The following is a 16,090-nucleotide window of genomic DNA, read 5'->3' on the forward strand; positions in this document are numbered from 1 at the left end:
GCGCAGGGGAGCGCCGCCACAGGGGAGAGCTAGCGTTTAAACCACTTATAATCCAGAGAGTAACGGCCAGCACCGGTGACGGCAAGCAGCAGCAGACCGGCGATAATACTGATGTTTTTAAAGAAGTTGATTTCGTTGCCGATCATTTCTGCCCCGCTAAAACGCCAGAACGGGTGGCCGATAAAGGCGGTACCCAGCACATAAAGCGCATAAATGATGGCTATCGGCCGGGTGAAGGCCCCCAGCACGATGAAGATACCGAAAATGAACTCCACCACCACGGCGACAACCGCGGCCAGGTAAGGCATTGGCGTACCGTAGCCCTCCATCGCCGTGACCGTGGCACCAAAGTTGGTCAGCTTCATCCAACCGAAAATCAGAAACAGGATCATCAGCAAAATTCTGGCCAACAGAATGGTGCCGTCTTTTACACTTTCGCTCATTGTGAACCCCTTAACCACTACCCAAAATAGGTTGCTGTACCTGGTAAATACTAGATCAACTTCACATTTTATCTAGGGAGATGGCGTGAGAGAGCTCACGGAATATCAGCAGACGCCGAAGTCGTCGTCTTCGTGATAGGGGTTCACTTCGTTGGCCTGCACCTCGGTGCGTTGCTCTACCCCCAGTTCGACCCAACTGCATATCAGCGCCTCTCCATCCTCTTCGATAACGGTCATTTTTGGCCCACCGGTTTTACGCTGCACAAAATCACCCACGCTAAATGACATATCGTTTCTCCAGATCTGTTAGGGGGAAAACTGAGTATAGGAGACCGGAGGGATCCCTCTATAAACATTCCTCAACTGCCATCTTACGCAGGGGGGGGCCTGCTTAGATGCCCGATAAATTGCCGTTTGTGCCTGAATTGGTTAAGTATTATGCTGGAAGCAGGAAAATCACGCTATTTAGGGAACATCATGACAATTGAAATTCGCGCGGCGGTGAAAGCCGATGCCAAGCTAATTCTGGATATGATCATCGAGCTGGCCGTGTACGAAAAGGCTCGTGATGAGGTGCGTACCAACCAGGCAGAGATCGAGGAAAGCCTGTTTGGCCCCAACGCCTGCGCAGAGGCGCTGATTTGCAGTGTCAACGGCGAGCCAGCAGGCTATGCGGTGTTCTTTATGAGCTACTCGACCTGGCTGGGTAAAAACGGCATCTATCTGGAAGATTTGTACATCACACCCAAGTTCCGTGGGGCGGGAACGGGCAAAGCCTTGCTGCGCCATATCGCTCAGCTTGCTTGCGAGCGCCGTTGCGGACGCCTGGAATGGAGCGTGCTGGACTGGAATCAGCCAGCGATTGATTTCTATCTCAGCATTGGTGCGGCTCCGCAAGATGAATGGGTGCGCTATCGTATGGAAGGCAAGGTACTCGAGCAGTTTGCCATGTCTTGATCTGCGCCCGTTTCGGGGGAGGCATCTCCTCCGAAGATTGAGATTTAATGTTTTTTCCACCGCTGGCGCTATCCTCCCGTCATAGTGCTGCACCAATACCTTCATTTTCTGCTCGGTTTATCCCCTGCTTTGTCCTGTGAGGTTTCCTACAACACCCATCGATGGGCGGCTTTGCCTCGTCTGGTTACACTAGAGCCAATAAAAATAAGGAGGTCTTATGCGGGACATTCAACAGGTTTTGGGGCGTTGGGGCGTGTGGGCACGGGAAAGTTCTTCTCTGGGATATTCGCATATCGCCGCCGGTTTTAAAGGGTTGCTGCCGGGCAGTAGCAAACAGCAGGCCTCTTGCTGTGACGAGGACGGCTTGGTCGTTGATCGCGCCGTTGCTCACCTGCAGGCCCTACGTCAGCCGGAGGAGTTGGAACTGATCTTGCGTTACTACGTTTACGGGCAATCGAAGTCCGCCATTGCTCGCGGCTGGAAATGTTCGGAAGGCCGGGTAAGGCAACAGATGCAGGTGGCAGAAAGTTTTATCGAGGGTTGTCTGGTCAGCCAGAATATTCGTTTGGAAATGGATAGATAAACGATGACCGATAATAAAAAATAAAGAATTTTTAAATTGAAGTAATTACTACCCCGCAATGCGGGGTGGTTTTGTTATTTTAAATTAATGGCGAAAAATAATTTAATAAAAATCTATTCGCTACGAGTTTTATCTAGTAAGTTGATAGCGTGGTTATTGCGTTTCGCAGTTGGTAAAAATATTTTTTAAAATAAACTTCTCGCTACGAATTATATCAGCTAGAGTGCTATTACTGGTTTAACCCAAGGTGATGCACTCTTATCAATAGGGTTCAATCAGGAGGCGCCATGAGCACCTTGCGTATCAATGATTTATTTGAGTCCAGGTTAACGGCCTGGGCTGAAGAGAAAAATATTAAATACACCTTGGCAAACGTGACGTTTACGGCGGATGACGATCTTCATCTGGAACCGTTTATTGCTCCGGAGCCTGCGGTGGCGTTAGGTATTTCCCAGGAGGTGCAGACCTACAGCGGGAATTATCAGGTTAATATTGTGATGAAGAAAGGGACGGGCGCGAAAACTGGCTATCAACTGGCGGAAGAGATAATTTCATTATTCCCCAGGGGATTGGTGCTGGCGGACGATGCTTTTAACTGTTATGTCAACGCTGGTGGCAATATCCTGCCAGCGATTGCCAAAGATGAATTATATACCCTGCCGGTCACCATCGGTTATTGGGCCGGGTATTAATGCCACAATAGTGTAGTCAACATCGCTGGGGGGGAACTCTCCAGCAAGTAAACCAAGCCTACCGCCATCCGGCGGTTTTTTTATATCTGAAATTGGAGAATTACCATGGGTTTTGCATTACCAAATGGCGCCACCGTATTTGCTGGCGCGCCAACAGCACCAGGCGTAGTCACTACCGCAGTCAGCAATGCTAACGGCGCCGTATTTACCGTGGCCACCGGCCACACTCTGAAAGTGGGTGACATCGTAATGGTACGCTCTGGTTGGGGCCTGATCGACAGCCTGGTGGCCAAGATCACTGCCCAAGTGGATACCAGTATCACCATTGGTGCCATCAATACTACCGACGTAAGTTTCTTCCCGGCCGGTGGCGGCAAAGGCTCCTTGCAGAAGATCGCCAACTGGACGCAAATTCCTCAGATCACCGAGGTAGCGCAGTCTGGCGGCGATCAGCAATACGTGCAGGTACAGTTCCTGGAAGACGATCGTCAGCGTAACCTGGCCACCTTTAAAGCGGCCAAAACGCAGACCTTTACCTTTGCGCACGATGCTTCTCAGCCGATCTACAGCCTGCTGCAGGATGCCGATCGCAATGGCGTCACGCTGGCGTTCTACATGCACGTGCCAAAAGCCAAGGAGCTGCGCTACTGGTCTGCGGTACCTGCGTTTGATCCGCAACCGACCACCGCGGTTAACCAGGTTGAAACCGTACAGGTGGCGCTGGCGGTGCAGTCTTGCGATATGACGTTCTACAAAGTGACTGCTTAAACAGTCCATCAGCGAGCCCGATATTTTTCGGGCTCGATTTTTTTGCCGAATTATTTAACGATAGAGAGATAATCATGACCGAATTTAACCTGACACCGAATCCAACCTTTAAAGTCGACGTTAGCATTCCTCGCGCAGGTGACAGTGATGGGGTATTGACGTTTACTTTCAAACACAAAAAGCGCAGTGAATTGGAAAAACTGGAGAAAGCGCTTCGTGAGGCCAGCGAAGAGCAGTTGAGCTCTGGCAACTATAGCAATCTACCGATGGCCGACTTCTTACGTGAGATCTGCGCTACTTGGACTTTACCCGATGAGTTGAATCAGGAAAGTCTAATCACTTTACTGGACAACTATCCACGTGCTTTTGATGCTATCGCTACGGCTTATACCAAAGAGCTGATGGCGGTACGAGAAAAAAACTAATCGCGCTTGCTGAAGCCTTCTATTCGCCGGAAACGCCCCGTGAAGAACTGGCCGCATTTGGTCTATCTCCCGATGACTATGAAACAACCGTTCTCGATGTTTGGCCGGATATGCAGCCTGCATTCCAACTTTTTCAGGCGATGGCAACCCAATGGCGTACCGGTATGGGAGGTATTACGGGGTTAGATTACAATTGCCTTCCCTGGTTAATGCGGGTTTATGCCGTGGAGGATGAAGCAAGCGTGTTAAATGACATCCGAATTATGGAAACCGCAGCGCTTAAGGTGATCCACCAAAAATAATCGTCTGCGATGATGCCAGCCTTGAGCTGGCTTTATTGTTATAGCCAGGAGTAAGGCATGGCAGATATTACAACTATGACGCTGCGTGTTAATGCCAGTGATTTGCAGCGGGCTAATAGAGATCTGGTTGATTTGCAAAGCAACATTTCTGTGGCAACGGGACGATTCGAAATGTTAAATCGTACGTTACGCGGCGGAATGCAGGAGATCAGCCGTTATAGCAATATTGGTAGACAACTGTCTCAGCTAGGAGAGAGTACCAATGCTTTTATAATTAACTTGAGAAGAAGCACTGCAGCAATAGAAGAATACCGGCAAGCGCTGGAAGGGATGCAGGGACAAGCTTCGAATACAGCTTCCATTTCTGGCTCTACCTCTGGAGATTTTGGTTGGAAAGAGGCTTTGGACCAAGGTTCACAGCTAGTAGATACCTATGATCAGGTGCAGAAAGTACTTGCTCCATTAGGAAGGATGGCTGCTCCGGTTGCTTTAACTGTGGGTTCAATCGCATTGCTTGGTACCGCATATTATCAAGGTGCAAAAGAGTCTGAAGAATTTAACAGGCAGTTAATCCTAACCGGTAATTATGCAGGGAAGAGCTCGGAGCAATTACAGGATTTGGCGCGTAAATATGCTGATTTGGGTGGCGGTATGGATACCGCCTCTGAAACCATAGCAAAAATAGTTGGAACTGGTGCATTCTCCGGTGAGCAAATTGACGGGGTAACAAAAGGAGTCTTGGCGCTACAACAAGCTACCGGTCAGACCGCAGAGCAGGCTATCAATGCGTATAAGAAAATATTTACCGATCCAATAACCAGTGCTTATGAATTAAATAAAGCCTATAATTATTTGTCTGTCGCTGAATTTGAACATATTCTTCAGTTGGAAGAACAAGGGAAGGTTGCAGAAGCTAGCGACTTAATTGCACAAAAGACAGCAATTACTTTCGAAGAACGAGCAAATAAATTAGTAGAAAATTTAGGGTATATAGATAAAGCTGTTCTTATAGCTAAGTCTAGCTGGAGCTCATTATGGAATATGATGAAGGGAATTGGTCGGGATGACACCCTTTCAGAACAACTTGAAGCCGCTAATAAGAATGTCATTAATGTAAAAAATAATTTAGAAAAGTATCGGGATATTGATGCGAAATCGAGTCCAGACTATGGTACTGATTCTCGACCAATCGTAGATAAAAAGAAGATAATTTCAGATGCTGAAGGTGAAGTTTGGCTTCTGGAACAGGTTGTTAATTTAATTAACGATTCTTCTGCATCTACTTCGGCAGGGAATGTTGAACAGAAGTCAGCCATAGAGAAGTTAAAAAAAGAGCATGATGCCAGGGCTGCGGTTCGAAATAAACCGTCAGTAACAGTATATCCAAACACTCATAAAAATATAGCCCAGAATAAAGTAGTGCAGACTCCTACAGTTAGAGTTGTAGCTCCAACTGTTCCAGATACACAAGAACTACTTAAGCAATCTTCATCTGACTATATAAAAAACATGAGTAAGCGACAGAGGGGTTTAGTTTATAGCGCAGGTAAAAGTAATCGAATTGCCCAGCGTGAGGCAAGTGTTACTCAGTTTAATGATGAATGGATTCAAAAAGGAGGAAAGACGTCAGGTGAGGATTATGAGGGCCAATTAAAAGCTCTCACAGACTACCATGCGGCTGAGGACAAAATTCGTGGTAGTTGGCTTGATGGAGCACAAAAAGGTTGGAACGAATATCTGGACTCTGCGACCAATGTGTATGATTCAATGGCCAATATCGGCCAAGCGACCTTTAGCGGTTTATCAGACATGCTTACCAGCATGGTGACCACTGGCAAAGCCAACTTCCAAGAGTTTACCGCCTCAATCCTGAAAATGATTATCCAGGTGATTAACCAACTGCTGGTAGCTTTTGTCATCCAAAAAGCAATGGGTTGGATTAACCCATCGGCTGCAGCAACAGGCAAATCCAGCGGTGGTTATACCGGTGACGGCGGCAAATACGATCAGGCGGGCGTGGTACACCGTGGCGAGTTCGTGATGACCAAAGAAGCCACCCAGCGGATCGGCGTGGGCAATCTCTATGCCATGATGCGCGGCTATGCGGAGGGGGGGCTGGTGGGCGGCAACAAAGCCCCGATGTACGGCCTGGCAGCAGAGCAGGGGGGCGGTATTACGGTCAACAGCACCGTAGTAATGAACAATGACGGCTCCGCGAATGCGGCCAATAGCTCCTCTGTCGGTGACGGCATGGGCAAGCTGGTGCAGGGCATCGTTAATCAGGCGATCACCGAACGTTTGGGCAAAGAGCTTAAGCCGGGCGGCCTGATCTGGAACGCCTCAGCGGCTCGCTGAATCTCCTTATCAATTATCAATAGTAATAACCGTAGTCTGGCATCAGGCCTGACCAATCGCTCCTTATCGGGGGCAATGTCTGGCCCTGTGACTGACGGTTATTACTGCTCGGAGTCTTTATGCTTATCGATACTTTCCAATGGCAAACCCAGGCCTCGCCTAGCGGTAACTTTGTCCATAACGTCAGAAGTGCGCAGTTCGGCGACGGCTATAAACAGGTCAGCAGCAACGGGCTGAACCAGGCGGTGCAGCAGTGGCAGTTGGCCTATACCGGCCATCCGGCCGTGACCCAGTCGATGCTGGCCTTTTTAAATAAACACGTGCTCGTAGCCTTTTTCTGGACGCCGCCCAACGGCAAGAAAGCGCTATTTCGCGTGAAATCGGATTCAATCTCCGTCACACCGCTTGCGCGCAATGTGGAGGCGTTGAGTTTTGCCTTTGAACAAGCCTTCGGCGTATAGGTGCAATCATGTCATTTAACAGTGAAGTACAAAAGCTGGCGCCTGGGGAACTGATCCAGCTGATTGAAATTGATGGCACCGCCTTTGGCGCGGCCATCATGCGCTTTCATGCGCACAATATTCCCCACACTCAGGCCGAGATCGCGGCGGCGGGCAACGATGCCCAGCGGCTGAAACCAAAATCGATCTGGTGGCAGGGAAACGAGTATGAAGCCTATCCCTACGAGATCACCGGCCTGGCAGCAACCAGCGATGGTTCGCAACCAACGCCCAGGCTCAGCGTCGCCAACCTCAGCAATCTGGTGTCCTCACTGTGCCTGACCTTCAACGACATGGTGCAGGCGAAAGTGCGGGTGCATGACACCTTTGCCAAATACCTGGATGCGGTCAACTTCCCCGAGGGTAACGCCCTTGCCGATGCTTCGCAGGAGCGAGTGCAGGTTTTCTACATTGACAGCAAAAGCACCGAAACCAACAGCGTGGTGGAGTTCCAGCTCTGCACACCGTTCGATCTGCAAGGCCAACAATTGCCCTCGCGGCAAATTCACGGGCTTTGCACCTGGTGCATACGGGGTTGGTACCGCAGCGGCAGGGGTTGCGATTACAGCGGCGGAGCCTGTTTTGATAAGGACGATGAACCGATCGACGATCCGGCGTTGGACGTCTGTGGTGGCCGGGTGTCCTCCTGCAAAAAACGCTTTGGTGATGCGCAACCCCTGGCCTTTGGCGGGTTCCCAGGCTCCAACCTGTTGGGGAGGTAATGATGCAGGCTGAAATCATGCAGGCCATCTGTGAGCATGCCGCAGCGGAGTATCCCAATGAGTCCTGCGGTTTTGTGGTGCAGAACGGGCGTAAGGCGCGTTATCTGCCGTGCCGCAATGTGGCGGAAAACGCGTTGGATAACTTTGTCATTTCCCCCCAGGAATACGCGCAGGCGGAGGATCAAGGCGAGATCATTCGCATCATCCACAGCCACCCAGATGTGCCCGTGTTGATCCCTTCGGAGATGGATCGCCTGCAGTGCGATCACTCGGGCATTGTCTGGGGCATCGTCTCGTGGCCGGAAGGGGATTACACCGAAGTTGTGCCACGCGGTGAGCGCCCGTTGGTTGGGCGCAGTTGGCTGTTGGGGCATGCCGACTGCTGGTCATTGATCCGGGATTATTATCGCCACGAACACGGCATCGCGCTGAACGATTACTCGGTAGAACATGAATGGTGGATCGACGGCAAAACCCGCCTGTATGACGATCATTGGTACGCCGAAGGGTTCCGAGAATTTCAGGGGCCGATGCGCGCGGGCGACATGATCATGATGCAGGTTTCAGCCCCGGTCACCAACCACGCGGGCATCTATCTGGGAGACGGCGTGATGCTGCATCACCTGTTCGGCCAGCTCAGCCAGCGTTATCCCTACAGCGGATATTTTCAGGAGCGGACGGTACGCGTAGTCCGCCGAAAGGAGCTTCTATGATGCAAACAACAAGACTGATCCGGTTGGGTGGCCAACTGGGCAAAAAGTTCGGTAAAACTCATCGGCTGGTGGTGGCGGATACGCGCGAAGCGCTGCGGGCTCTGTGTATCACCTTGCCCGGATTTGAGAGCTTTATGATGAATGCCCATAAGGACGGCGTGCAGTTTGCCTTCTTCAATGGCTCGCAGAATATCGGCCTGGCCGAGTTTGCTACCTCCAAAGGCAACGCCGATATCCGCATTATGCCGGTGATTGCCGGGAGTAAGCGTGGCGGGATGTTCCAGATTGTCATCGGCGTGGCGGCGTTGGTCGGGGCATTCTACACCGCAGGTTGGTCGTTGAGTGCTTGGAGTGGTGCACTTGGCGCGTCGGGAGCGACAGCGACACTCAGTGCCTCCGCTGTGGCGGCTGTTACCAACTTAACCCTGCTGGGTTCAACGATGGTACTTGGTGGTGTCATGCAACTGATGACGCCACAGCCGAACTTCGGCATGTCCTCTTCCCAATCGGTAGAAAACAAACCGTCCTATGCCTTTGGCTCACCGGTCAACACCACGGCGCAGGGCTACCCAGTGCCGGTGCTGTACGGCGAGCGGGAAATCGGTGGCGCGGTGATTTCCGCCGGTATTTACGCCGAAAATCAGCAATAACGCCCCTTTAGGGCATTTTTCTTTAGGTCGCACTCGCGGCCTTTTTTTATGGGCGTGATATGACAAAGACACTTATTCATGGGCGCAAGGGCGGTGGTGGATCGGCGCATACGCCGGTTGAAGCTCCCGATGATTTGCAGTCCAACGCTAAAATCAAAATCCTGCTGGCGCTGTCTGAAGGGGAAATTGCCGGTGAGTTAGACGGCACCCGCATCCTGCTCGACGGCACCCCGGTGCATAACCCCGATGGCAGTGAAAACTTTACCGGCCTGAAGTGGGAGGTACGTAACGGCACCCAGACTCAGGATTATATCCAGGGCATGCCGGATGTGGAGTCTGAAACGCCGGTCAACGTCAAGCTGACCACCACTAACGTCTGGACCAAAACCTTCACCCGAACCGATATCGACGCGCTGCGCATACGCATGGGCTTCCCTGCGCTGTTCCAGCAGGAAGATAACGGCGATATGAACGGTTCGCAGGTTGAATATCTGATTGAGCTTTCCACCGACGGCGGAGCCTATCAAACCGTGGTCACCGGCACGCTAAAGGGTAAAACCACCAGCCTGTACGAGCGCGATCACCGGATTAATCTACCTAAGGCAACCACCAGCTGGACGCTGCGCATCAAGCGCATCACTCCGGACTCCACTAGCAGCAAACTGGTAAACACTACCCAGATCCAGACCTACACCGAGATCGTGGACGCCAAGTTCCGCTATCCCAACACCGCCTTGCTGTTTATCGAATTCGATGCCCAGCAGTTCAGCTCAGTGCCGAAAATTACGCTCAAGCCAAAGGGCAAAATCATTCGCGTGCCGGCCAACTATGATCCGCTGGCGCGAACCTACAGCGGCAATTGGGATGGCAGCTTTAAATGGGCCTGGAGCAGCAACCCGGCCTGGGTATTTTACGATATCGCGCTGGACAAGAATTACGGCTTAGGCAACCGGGTGAGCGCCGCCGAGATCGACAAATGGGGGCTGTACAGCATCGCGCAGTATTGCGATGAGCTGATTGATGATGGTCTGGGGGGCGGGGGCAAAGAACCGCGTTTCCTGTGCGACGTGTATATCCAGTCTCAGCAGGATGCCTACACCGTATTGCGTGATATCGCCGCCATCTTCCGCGGCATTACCTACTGGGGCAACGACCAGCTGTTTGCCTATGCGGATATGCCGCGCGATGTGGATTTCGTCTATTCACGGGCCAACGTCATTGGCGGTGAATTTGCCTATGCGTCGGGTTCTTACAAGAATCGCTATACCTCGGCGCTGGTGAAATGGGGCGATCCGGCCAACCATTATGCCGACGCGGTGGAAGCGGCTTACGATAACGAACTGGTGAAGCGCTACGGCGTTAACCAGACTGAAATCACCGCCATTGGCTGTACGCGGCGCACCGAGGCTCACCGCCGTGGGCGCTGGGCGATCCTGAGTAACGCCAAAGATCGTACCGTCAGCTTTACCGTCGGGTTGGACGGCAATATCCCGCTGCCAGCTCGGATCATCGGCATTGCGGATGCCATGCTGGCAGGCAAGACCAACGGCGGGCGCATCCATTCCGCGCAGGATCGCGTGGTGGTGCTGGACCGTGAAGTGGAGTTTGGCAAAGGCGATCGCCTGATCGTCAATCTGCCGGACGGCACGGCACAAACTCGCACTATCGCCAGTATCGCGGCAGACAAGCTTACGGTGACGCTGACCGCTCCGTTCCGCCAGCAACCAGAGCCTGAAGCGGTCTGGAGTATCGATTCCGACAACCTGGCGATCCAGCAGTTCCGCGTGGTGTCGGTCCAGTCCAACGATGATGGCACCTTCGCCATTAACGCCGTTGAGCACGATCCGGATAAATACGCCTTTATCGATAACGGCATCCGCCTGGATGCGCCGCCAATCACCGTCACGCCACCAGGAGCAATGCCTGCTCCGGCGAATATCGCCATCTCGCGCTACGACTACGTCAGCCAGGGGATTAACGTTGCCTCAATGCGGGTGCACTGGCGGGCTGTCGCAGGCGCGGTGACCTATGAAGCGCAGTGGCGCAAAGATAATGGCAACTGGGTAAATGTGGGGGCGACGCCTTCACTCGGGTTTGATGTTAACGGTATTTATGCCGGTAACTATGACGTACGGGTGCGTGCGGTGAATGCGGTGGGCGTTTCCTCGCAGTGGGGTCATGCCGAGCCGAGCTATCTGGCAGGAAAAGCGGGTGCACCGCCCAAGATTGTTGCGCTGACGGCAACCAAGGATGTGGTGTTTGGCATCCAGCTTGCCTGGGGCTTTGGCCACAACTCTGCCGACGGCCTGAAAACCACCCTGATGGTAGCCAGCCGGGCGGATTTCGCCGACGAACGCTTATTGGCCGATGTGCCTTATCCGCAGCATCGCTATGACATGCAGGGTTTGCGTGCCGGGCAGGTGCTGTACTTCCGTGCAGCTTTTACCGACAAAACCGGCAACCAGTCCGACTGGAGCGAGTTTGTGCGTGGGATGGCTTCGGACAGTGCGGACGTGGTGCTGGCGCAAATTGCGCAAAGCATTACCGAGACCGAACTGGGCAAAGATCTGTTGGAGAAGATCAACAGCCTGCCTTCGGATCAGAACGTCCAGGATCTGGCCGAGAAGATCGCCCAGGCGCAGGCCGATATCGAGGCGAACAGGGATGCGCTGCAAGGGGATGTCGATACCCTGCAAGCGGCGCTGAACAAGGTTAACGCCGAGCTGGCGGGCCGCAATACCGATCTGAGCAATGCTGTCGACGCGCTGCAACAGGATTTGACGCAGCTGGGCAAAGCCGCCATCGAAAACAGCCTGACCATTGAGCATAACCGCCAAAAACTCTCCCAGGCCCAGGAGGCGCTGAATAGCGATATCAAGGATGCGCGCGGGGAAATTGACAGCACCCGAGCCAGCTTGGCGCGTGCAGATGCCGAACTGCAAGCCAAGGTCGATGCCCTTACCGGTGACACCAACGCGGCAATGGCTGAGGTCGCTTCGCAGATCACCCAATTGCAGGATGATGACCAGCAATTGGCCAGCAAGCTAGACGTGGTGATTGCCAAGGCCGAAGGGAACGCCGCACAAATCGCGCAGGAGCAAGCGGCGCGAGTGGATGCCGATGGGGCGTTAGCCAAGGATATCAGCTCGGTGAAAGCCACGGCGGATAATCAGCAGGGTTTAATTATCAAGCTGGAGCAGGCGCAGGCCGATGCCGATTCTGCTTTGGCTAAGGTGGAATCCAACGTTTCTGCCAACGCCAAGGCAATCGGCAGCAACAAGACGGAACAGGACAAGGTTAACTCGCAGGTTACGCAGAAAACCGAAGCGCTGGCCGATCAGCAGAAAACGCAGGGCCAGCAGCTCAGCGGGCTGACTTCCGAGTTTAGCGAAAACCGAGCGGATGTAACCCAACAGCTGAAAACGCTGGCGGCGACAGACTCTGCTCAGGCCCAGCAGATTTCCGGTTTGCAGGCCAGCACGGGCAGTAACACTGCGGCTATCCAGGCAGAGGCGAAATCCCGTGCCGATGCCGACGGTGCGCTGAGCCAACGGGTTGACGTGATCCAGGCTACCGGCCAGGAAAACACGGCGGCCATCACCCGCCTTGGCATCGCGCAAACCGAAGCCGAAAGCAGCACGGCCAGCCTGCAACAGGCTCTCGAGGCCACGGCCAAGGCGAATATCGAACAGGCGCTTAAGCAGGATAACGATGTTCAACGTCTGGACGAGAGCAGCGCCCGGTTAACCACGGCGCAAACCGTTTTCGCCGATCGGCAGCAGGCGCAGGCCCAGCAGATCACGCAGCTGGATGCGAACTTTGGTGATGTGTCTGCGCAGTTACAGCAGGAGATCACCACCAGGGCCAGCGAGACCGGCGCTTTGTCACAACGCTTTGACCATTTGAGCGCAGATGTCGGCAGTAATCAGGCCGAGGTGAATCAGCGTTTGCAGGCGCTGGTGGATAGCGGCAGTGCTCAAGCGTCGTTAATTACCGGCCTGGGGGCGGCCAGTGGCGAGAATAAAGCGGCGATCGCCGCTGAATCGCAAGTGCGGACCACGGCGGATGAAGCATTATCTCGGCAATTGAGTTCGCTGGATTCCACCGTTGGGCAAAACACGGCGGCCATCAACGATCGGCTGCAGACGTTGGCCAATCAAGACTCGGCCATGGCGGAGCAGATTGGTTCATTAACGGCGACCTCTGGCGAAAACAGCGCGGCGATCGGCGAGTTGAAGCAGGCACAAACTGACTCGGCAGGTTCGCAGGCTTCACTTAGCAGCTCGCTTGAAGCCATTGCCAAGGCGGATATCGAACAGTCGTTAAAGCAGGCGGAAGACGTTATCAGCAATGACGTGGTCACCGCATCGATCAAAACCCAGCAGAACGTAATGGCGGACGATCAGCGCGCCCAGGCGCAGCAGATCACCGAATTACGGGCAAGCTTTGGTGATGTTGATGCGCGCTTGATGACAGAGCAGACGGTGCGTGCGGAAGCTGACAAGGCGTTATCCCAGCAGGTGACAGCGCTGGCAGGTAGCGTGGGGGACAACAATGCCCAACTCAATCAGCAGCTGCAGGTGCTGGTGGATACGGACAGCGCCCAGGCCAAGCTGATTAACGACCTGACCAGCCGAACAGGGGCGAATGAGGCTTCGGTTACCGCCCTGAGCCAAACGCTGACCGATAGCAATAGCGCGACGGCTCAGCAAATTGGCGCTTTGCAATCCGCTACTGGTGACAATACGTCGGCGATTACCTCACTATCGAAAACCGTGACCGATAACCAATCGGCAACGGCTAGAGAGCTTGGGTCATTGAATTCTGCGGTGGGTGCTAATGCTTCGGCAATCACTTCGCTGTCGGAAATGGTAACCAGCAACCAGTCGGCCACGGCTACGCAACTAGGCTCGCTAAGTTCTGCGGTTGGTGAAAACAAATCTGCGTTGATAGCGGAATCTCAGGCGCGGGCGGATGCAAACGGTGTGCTTAGTTCTCGTATCGATAACGTGAAGGCGAGTGCGGATAAGAGTACGGCGGCGATCCAACAGGTGAGCCAAGCTCAAGCCACGTTGGATGGCAAGGTATCAGCAACCTGGTCGGTAAAAGTGGAAACCAGTAAGAAGGGGGAAAGCAGCGTTGCCGGTTTGGCATTGGGGGTGGATGACGCGGGGAACCGGCAATTCCTGGTGCGGGCTGACCGATTTGCGTTAGTGACCAAGGACGAAGGTAATGTGGCGGCTCCTTTTGCCGTGCAAAATGGCCAGACGTTTATTAACTCGGCGTTTATTGCTGATGGGACGATTACTAATGCCAAGATAGGGAATTATATCCAGTCAAATAACTACGACTGGAATAAAAGAACTGGTTGGGCTGTCAATAAAAATGGCGATGCTGTTTTTAATAACGTGACTGCTAGAGGCCATATTGAGGCGACTTCAGGTACGCTTGAAAATGTCACAATTAAAGGCACAGCAACAATTGAACGGGTGGTTGCCAGTTCGATTGAAGGAGATATAGCAAAAATAGTTCCGGTTAGTGTTGGTAGTTCGGTGACGATCGCACCTCAACCATTTGATAGAACGGTTTTTATACCCATTGTCTCGGTGTCAGCCTATACAACATCATATGAAACCGGTGGCAGCAATAATAACCAAACTATTTATGATTATGGTTCGGCCAGTGCATCCATACTTGCCAATGGTGTTAGCAGATTAACTGTATCAGTAAAATCCACTTACAGTATGCAAGTGGCGACAGATAGCGATTCTTATTCCTTCCCTCTTTATGCAAATAATAGTGTAACGATTCAATATATAGCATCCGCTAAGAATGGTAATTATTTAAAGTCTATCGCTGTATTTGCAGTGAAGTCGTAATTAAATCTTAGGTGTTACTACGGTAACTTAATTTACATTTGTGATCCGCTATGTGCGGTTATTTATTTGGAGTAAAACTATGTGGTACAAAACAGGCACTATCAATTTAACCGCCAATAACGCAACCGTAACTGGTACAGGCACTGCATGGGCCGATGCCAAGTTTGGCGTGATGCCAGGTATGATTTTACTGGCACCGGACAATAAGCTGTATGAAGTTAAACAGGTGAATAGCAATACCTCACTGACCCTGAATAGCAACTATGCCGGTTCAACGGCTAACGGGCAGAGCTATGCGATTATCACCACTTATGAAGGTGATATCAGCCAGTTCTCCGCTCGCTTTGCCGCGATGCTCACCTTCTTTCAGGGCAGCCGCAATGATACGGTAAGCTGGTTCACTGGCTCTGGGGATATGGTCTTTACCAAGGATGATGGTACAAAACTAACGGTGCCAACGTTGGCTAAGATCCAGTCGGATTCAGTATCCAGAACATTGACCGAAGATCAGAAAGTTGCCAGTACGATCTTGCTTTCAAAACCAACCAGATTGTCATCTATCGCGACAACCGGGTTTACCCCATCAACGCAGGGAGCATGGGTTAGTTGGGGTCGTGTTGGTGCGGGTGATACAGAAGGTTATAATGGTGCAACAGATTTTATTAACAACAGGGGGAACGGAGTTGGTGGGTGGAACTTTTGGAACAGTAATGGAACAACTACAAACTTGTCAGCAAAAATAAGCCCTAATGGATATATCACTGCTGTTGGTGGTTTCATATCAACAGGCGATCAAGTTATGCAAGCCGGGGCAACGACACCTAATTTGTTGATAAGATTGAAAGATATCTCAGGCGTAGAGAAAGGGGCTATTTATGCTCAGACAGATACTGGAGCCATGAATATCCGCTGGAATGGTACTACAAATACAGCGTCTTTCCGTCCTGATGGTTTCGTATCTTTGTCTAATGGACTGTGATCTTACCCACGAACAATGGACACATGGCTAAGCGAGGTTCTGTTTTTCAAATTGTTCCGGGCTAAGACCACCACAGGCACTGTGGCGACGCCAGCGATTGTAATCGCACTCGATATAATTAA

Annotated in this window: 16 protein-coding genes; 13 read left to right on the forward strand and 3 right to left on the reverse strand. The window is 52.3% G+C overall.

The features are described 5' to 3' along the window. Positions 1-29 precede the first annotated feature (29 nt). Both ACMV5H_RS21040 and ACMV5H_RS21045 read right to left on the reverse strand, forming a co-directional pair. Positions 30-443, reverse strand: coding sequence for a DoxX family protein (locus tag ACMV5H_RS21040; RefSeq protein WP_021178944.1), 414 nt, complete (start codon positions 441-443; stop codon positions 30-32). 105 nt (positions 444-548) lie between these two features. Beyond that, positions 549-731 (reverse strand): YodC family protein, encoded by a 183-nt coding sequence (locus ACMV5H_RS21045; protein WP_021178943.1) that lies wholly within the window; start codon positions 729-731, stop codon positions 549-551. 189 nt (positions 732-920) lie between these two features. Between ACMV5H_RS21045 and ACMV5H_RS21050 the strand changes: the two genes are divergently transcribed. The 13 genes from ACMV5H_RS21050 (at position 921) to ACMV5H_RS21110 (ending at position 15,968) form a co-directional block, all read left to right on the forward strand. Beyond that, positions 921-1,400 carry a GNAT family N-acetyltransferase gene (locus ACMV5H_RS21050; RefSeq protein WP_179252118.1) on the forward strand — a complete coding sequence of 160 codons (480 nt, stop codon included), beginning with the start codon at positions 921-923 and terminating at the stop codon, positions 1,398-1,400. A gap of 217 nt (positions 1,401-1,617) precedes the next feature. Then, positions 1,618-1,983 (forward strand): antiterminator Q family protein, encoded by a 366-nt coding sequence (locus ACMV5H_RS21055; protein WP_021807641.1) that lies wholly within the window; start codon positions 1,618-1,620, stop codon positions 1,981-1,983. A 287-nt stretch (positions 1,984-2,270) separates the two neighbouring features. Further along, entirely contained in the window at positions 2,271-2,675 is a 405-nt protein-coding gene (locus ACMV5H_RS21060; RefSeq protein WP_115160036.1) for a phage tail terminator-like protein, read from the forward strand. A gap of 105 nt (positions 2,676-2,780) precedes the next feature. Next, positions 2,781-3,443, forward strand: coding sequence for a phage tail protein (locus tag ACMV5H_RS21065; RefSeq protein ID WP_059201585.1), 663 nt, complete (start codon positions 2,781-2,783; stop codon positions 3,441-3,443). A 74-nt stretch (positions 3,444-3,517) separates the two neighbouring features. After that, on the forward strand, positions 3,518-3,868 hold the full coding sequence (locus ACMV5H_RS21070) for a phage tail assembly chaperone (RefSeq protein ID WP_029711939.1): 351 nt from the start codon (positions 3,518-3,520) through the stop codon (positions 3,866-3,868). Positions 3,869-3,915: 47 nt separating this feature from the next. After that, complete coding sequence (locus tag ACMV5H_RS21075) at positions 3,916-4,170, forward strand: DUF1799 domain-containing protein (RefSeq protein WP_037435565.1); 255 nt, start codon at positions 3,916-3,918, stop codon at positions 4,168-4,170. A gap of 57 nt (positions 4,171-4,227) precedes the next feature. Further along, positions 4,228-6,525, forward strand: a complete 2,298-nt coding sequence (locus ACMV5H_RS21080) for a phage tail tape measure protein (protein WP_414822403.1) — start codon at positions 4,228-4,230, stop codon at positions 6,523-6,525. A gap of 119 nt (positions 6,526-6,644) precedes the next feature. Next, on the forward strand, positions 6,645-6,986 hold the full coding sequence (locus ACMV5H_RS21085; RefSeq protein ID WP_021807647.1) for a phage tail protein: 342 nt from the start codon (positions 6,645-6,647) through the stop codon (positions 6,984-6,986). An 8-nt stretch (positions 6,987-6,994) separates the two neighbouring features. Continuing rightward, positions 6,995-7,747, forward strand: a complete 753-nt coding sequence (locus tag ACMV5H_RS21090) for a phage minor tail protein L (RefSeq protein WP_059201583.1) — start codon at positions 6,995-6,997, stop codon at positions 7,745-7,747. A gap of 2 nt (positions 7,748-7,749) precedes the next feature. Continuing rightward, positions 7,750-8,460: a C40 family peptidase gene (locus ACMV5H_RS21095; protein ID WP_179247093.1), complete on the forward strand. Its 711-nt coding sequence runs from the start codon at positions 7,750-7,752 to the stop codon at positions 8,458-8,460. Beyond that, positions 8,460-9,110, forward strand: coding sequence for a tail assembly protein (locus ACMV5H_RS21100; RefSeq protein WP_373368173.1), 651 nt, complete (start codon positions 8,460-8,462; stop codon positions 9,108-9,110). The genes ACMV5H_RS21095 and ACMV5H_RS21100 overlap by 1 nt, the downstream gene beginning before the upstream one ends. Positions 9,111-9,169: 59 nt before the next feature. Further along, positions 9,170-14,989 (forward strand): phage tail tip protein, encoded by a 5,820-nt coding sequence (locus ACMV5H_RS21105; RefSeq protein WP_414822404.1) that lies wholly within the window; start codon positions 9,170-9,172, stop codon positions 14,987-14,989. A 79-nt stretch (positions 14,990-15,068) separates the two neighbouring features. Further along, a complete protein-coding gene (locus ACMV5H_RS21110; protein ID WP_414822405.1) occupies positions 15,069-15,968 on the forward strand; it encodes a hypothetical protein in 900 nt (299 codons plus the stop codon). A gap of 27 nt (positions 15,969-15,995) precedes the next feature. On the opposite strand, the gene ACMV5H_RS21115 is transcribed toward ACMV5H_RS21110, so the two are convergent. Then, positions 15,996-16,090, reverse strand: a 95-nt coding sequence (locus ACMV5H_RS21115; RefSeq protein ID WP_156293548.1) for an IS3 family transposase, incomplete at its 5' end; no start/stop codon positions are given.

The organism is Serratia sp. N21D137 (assembly GCF_047530005.1).
Lineage (GTDB): Bacteria > Pseudomonadota > Gammaproteobacteria > Enterobacterales > Enterobacteriaceae > Chania > Chania fonticola_B.

What these genes read in the sequence shown, in the direction of transcription:
- ACMV5H_RS21045 (WP_021178943.1), bottom strand. Translation starts at nt 731, where the DNA reads ATGTCATTTAGCGTGGGTGATTTTGTGCAGCGTAAAACCGGTGGGCCA.
- ACMV5H_RS21050 (WP_179252118.1), top strand. Translation starts at nt 921, where the DNA reads ATGACAATTGAAATTCGCGCGGCGGTGAAAGCCGATGCCAAGCTAATT.
- ACMV5H_RS21055 (WP_021807641.1), top strand. Translation starts at nt 1,618, where the DNA reads ATGCGGGACATTCAACAGGTTTTGGGGCGTTGGGGCGTGTGGGCACGG.
- ACMV5H_RS21105 (WP_414822404.1), top strand. Translation starts at nt 9,170, where the DNA reads ATGACAAAGACACTTATTCATGGGCGCAAGGGCGGTGGTGGATCGGCG.
- ACMV5H_RS21090 (WP_059201583.1), top strand. Translation starts at nt 6,995, where the DNA reads ATGTCATTTAACAGTGAAGTACAAAAGCTGGCGCCTGGGGAACTGATC.
- ACMV5H_RS21040 (WP_021178944.1), bottom strand. Translation starts at nt 443, where the DNA reads ATGAGCGAAAGTGTAAAAGACGGCACCATTCTGTTGGCCAGAATTTTG.
- ACMV5H_RS21100 (WP_373368173.1), top strand. Translation starts at nt 8,460, where the DNA reads ATGCAAACAACAAGACTGATCCGGTTGGGTGGCCAACTGGGCAAAAAG.
- ACMV5H_RS21085 (WP_021807647.1), top strand. Translation starts at nt 6,645, where the DNA reads ATGCTTATCGATACTTTCCAATGGCAAACCCAGGCCTCGCCTAGCGGT.
- ACMV5H_RS21065 (WP_059201585.1), top strand. Translation starts at nt 2,781, where the DNA reads ATGGGTTTTGCATTACCAAATGGCGCCACCGTATTTGCTGGCGCGCCA.
- ACMV5H_RS21070 (WP_029711939.1), top strand. Translation starts at nt 3,518, where the DNA reads ATGACCGAATTTAACCTGACACCGAATCCAACCTTTAAAGTCGACGTT.
- ACMV5H_RS21080 (WP_414822403.1), top strand. Translation starts at nt 4,228, where the DNA reads ATGGCAGATATTACAACTATGACGCTGCGTGTTAATGCCAGTGATTTG.
- ACMV5H_RS21095 (WP_179247093.1), top strand. Translation starts at nt 7,750, where the DNA reads ATGCAGGCTGAAATCATGCAGGCCATCTGTGAGCATGCCGCAGCGGAG.
- ACMV5H_RS21060 (WP_115160036.1), top strand. Translation starts at nt 2,271, where the DNA reads ATGAGCACCTTGCGTATCAATGATTTATTTGAGTCCAGGTTAACGGCC.
- ACMV5H_RS21110 (WP_414822405.1), top strand. Translation starts at nt 15,069, where the DNA reads ATGTGGTACAAAACAGGCACTATCAATTTAACCGCCAATAACGCAACC.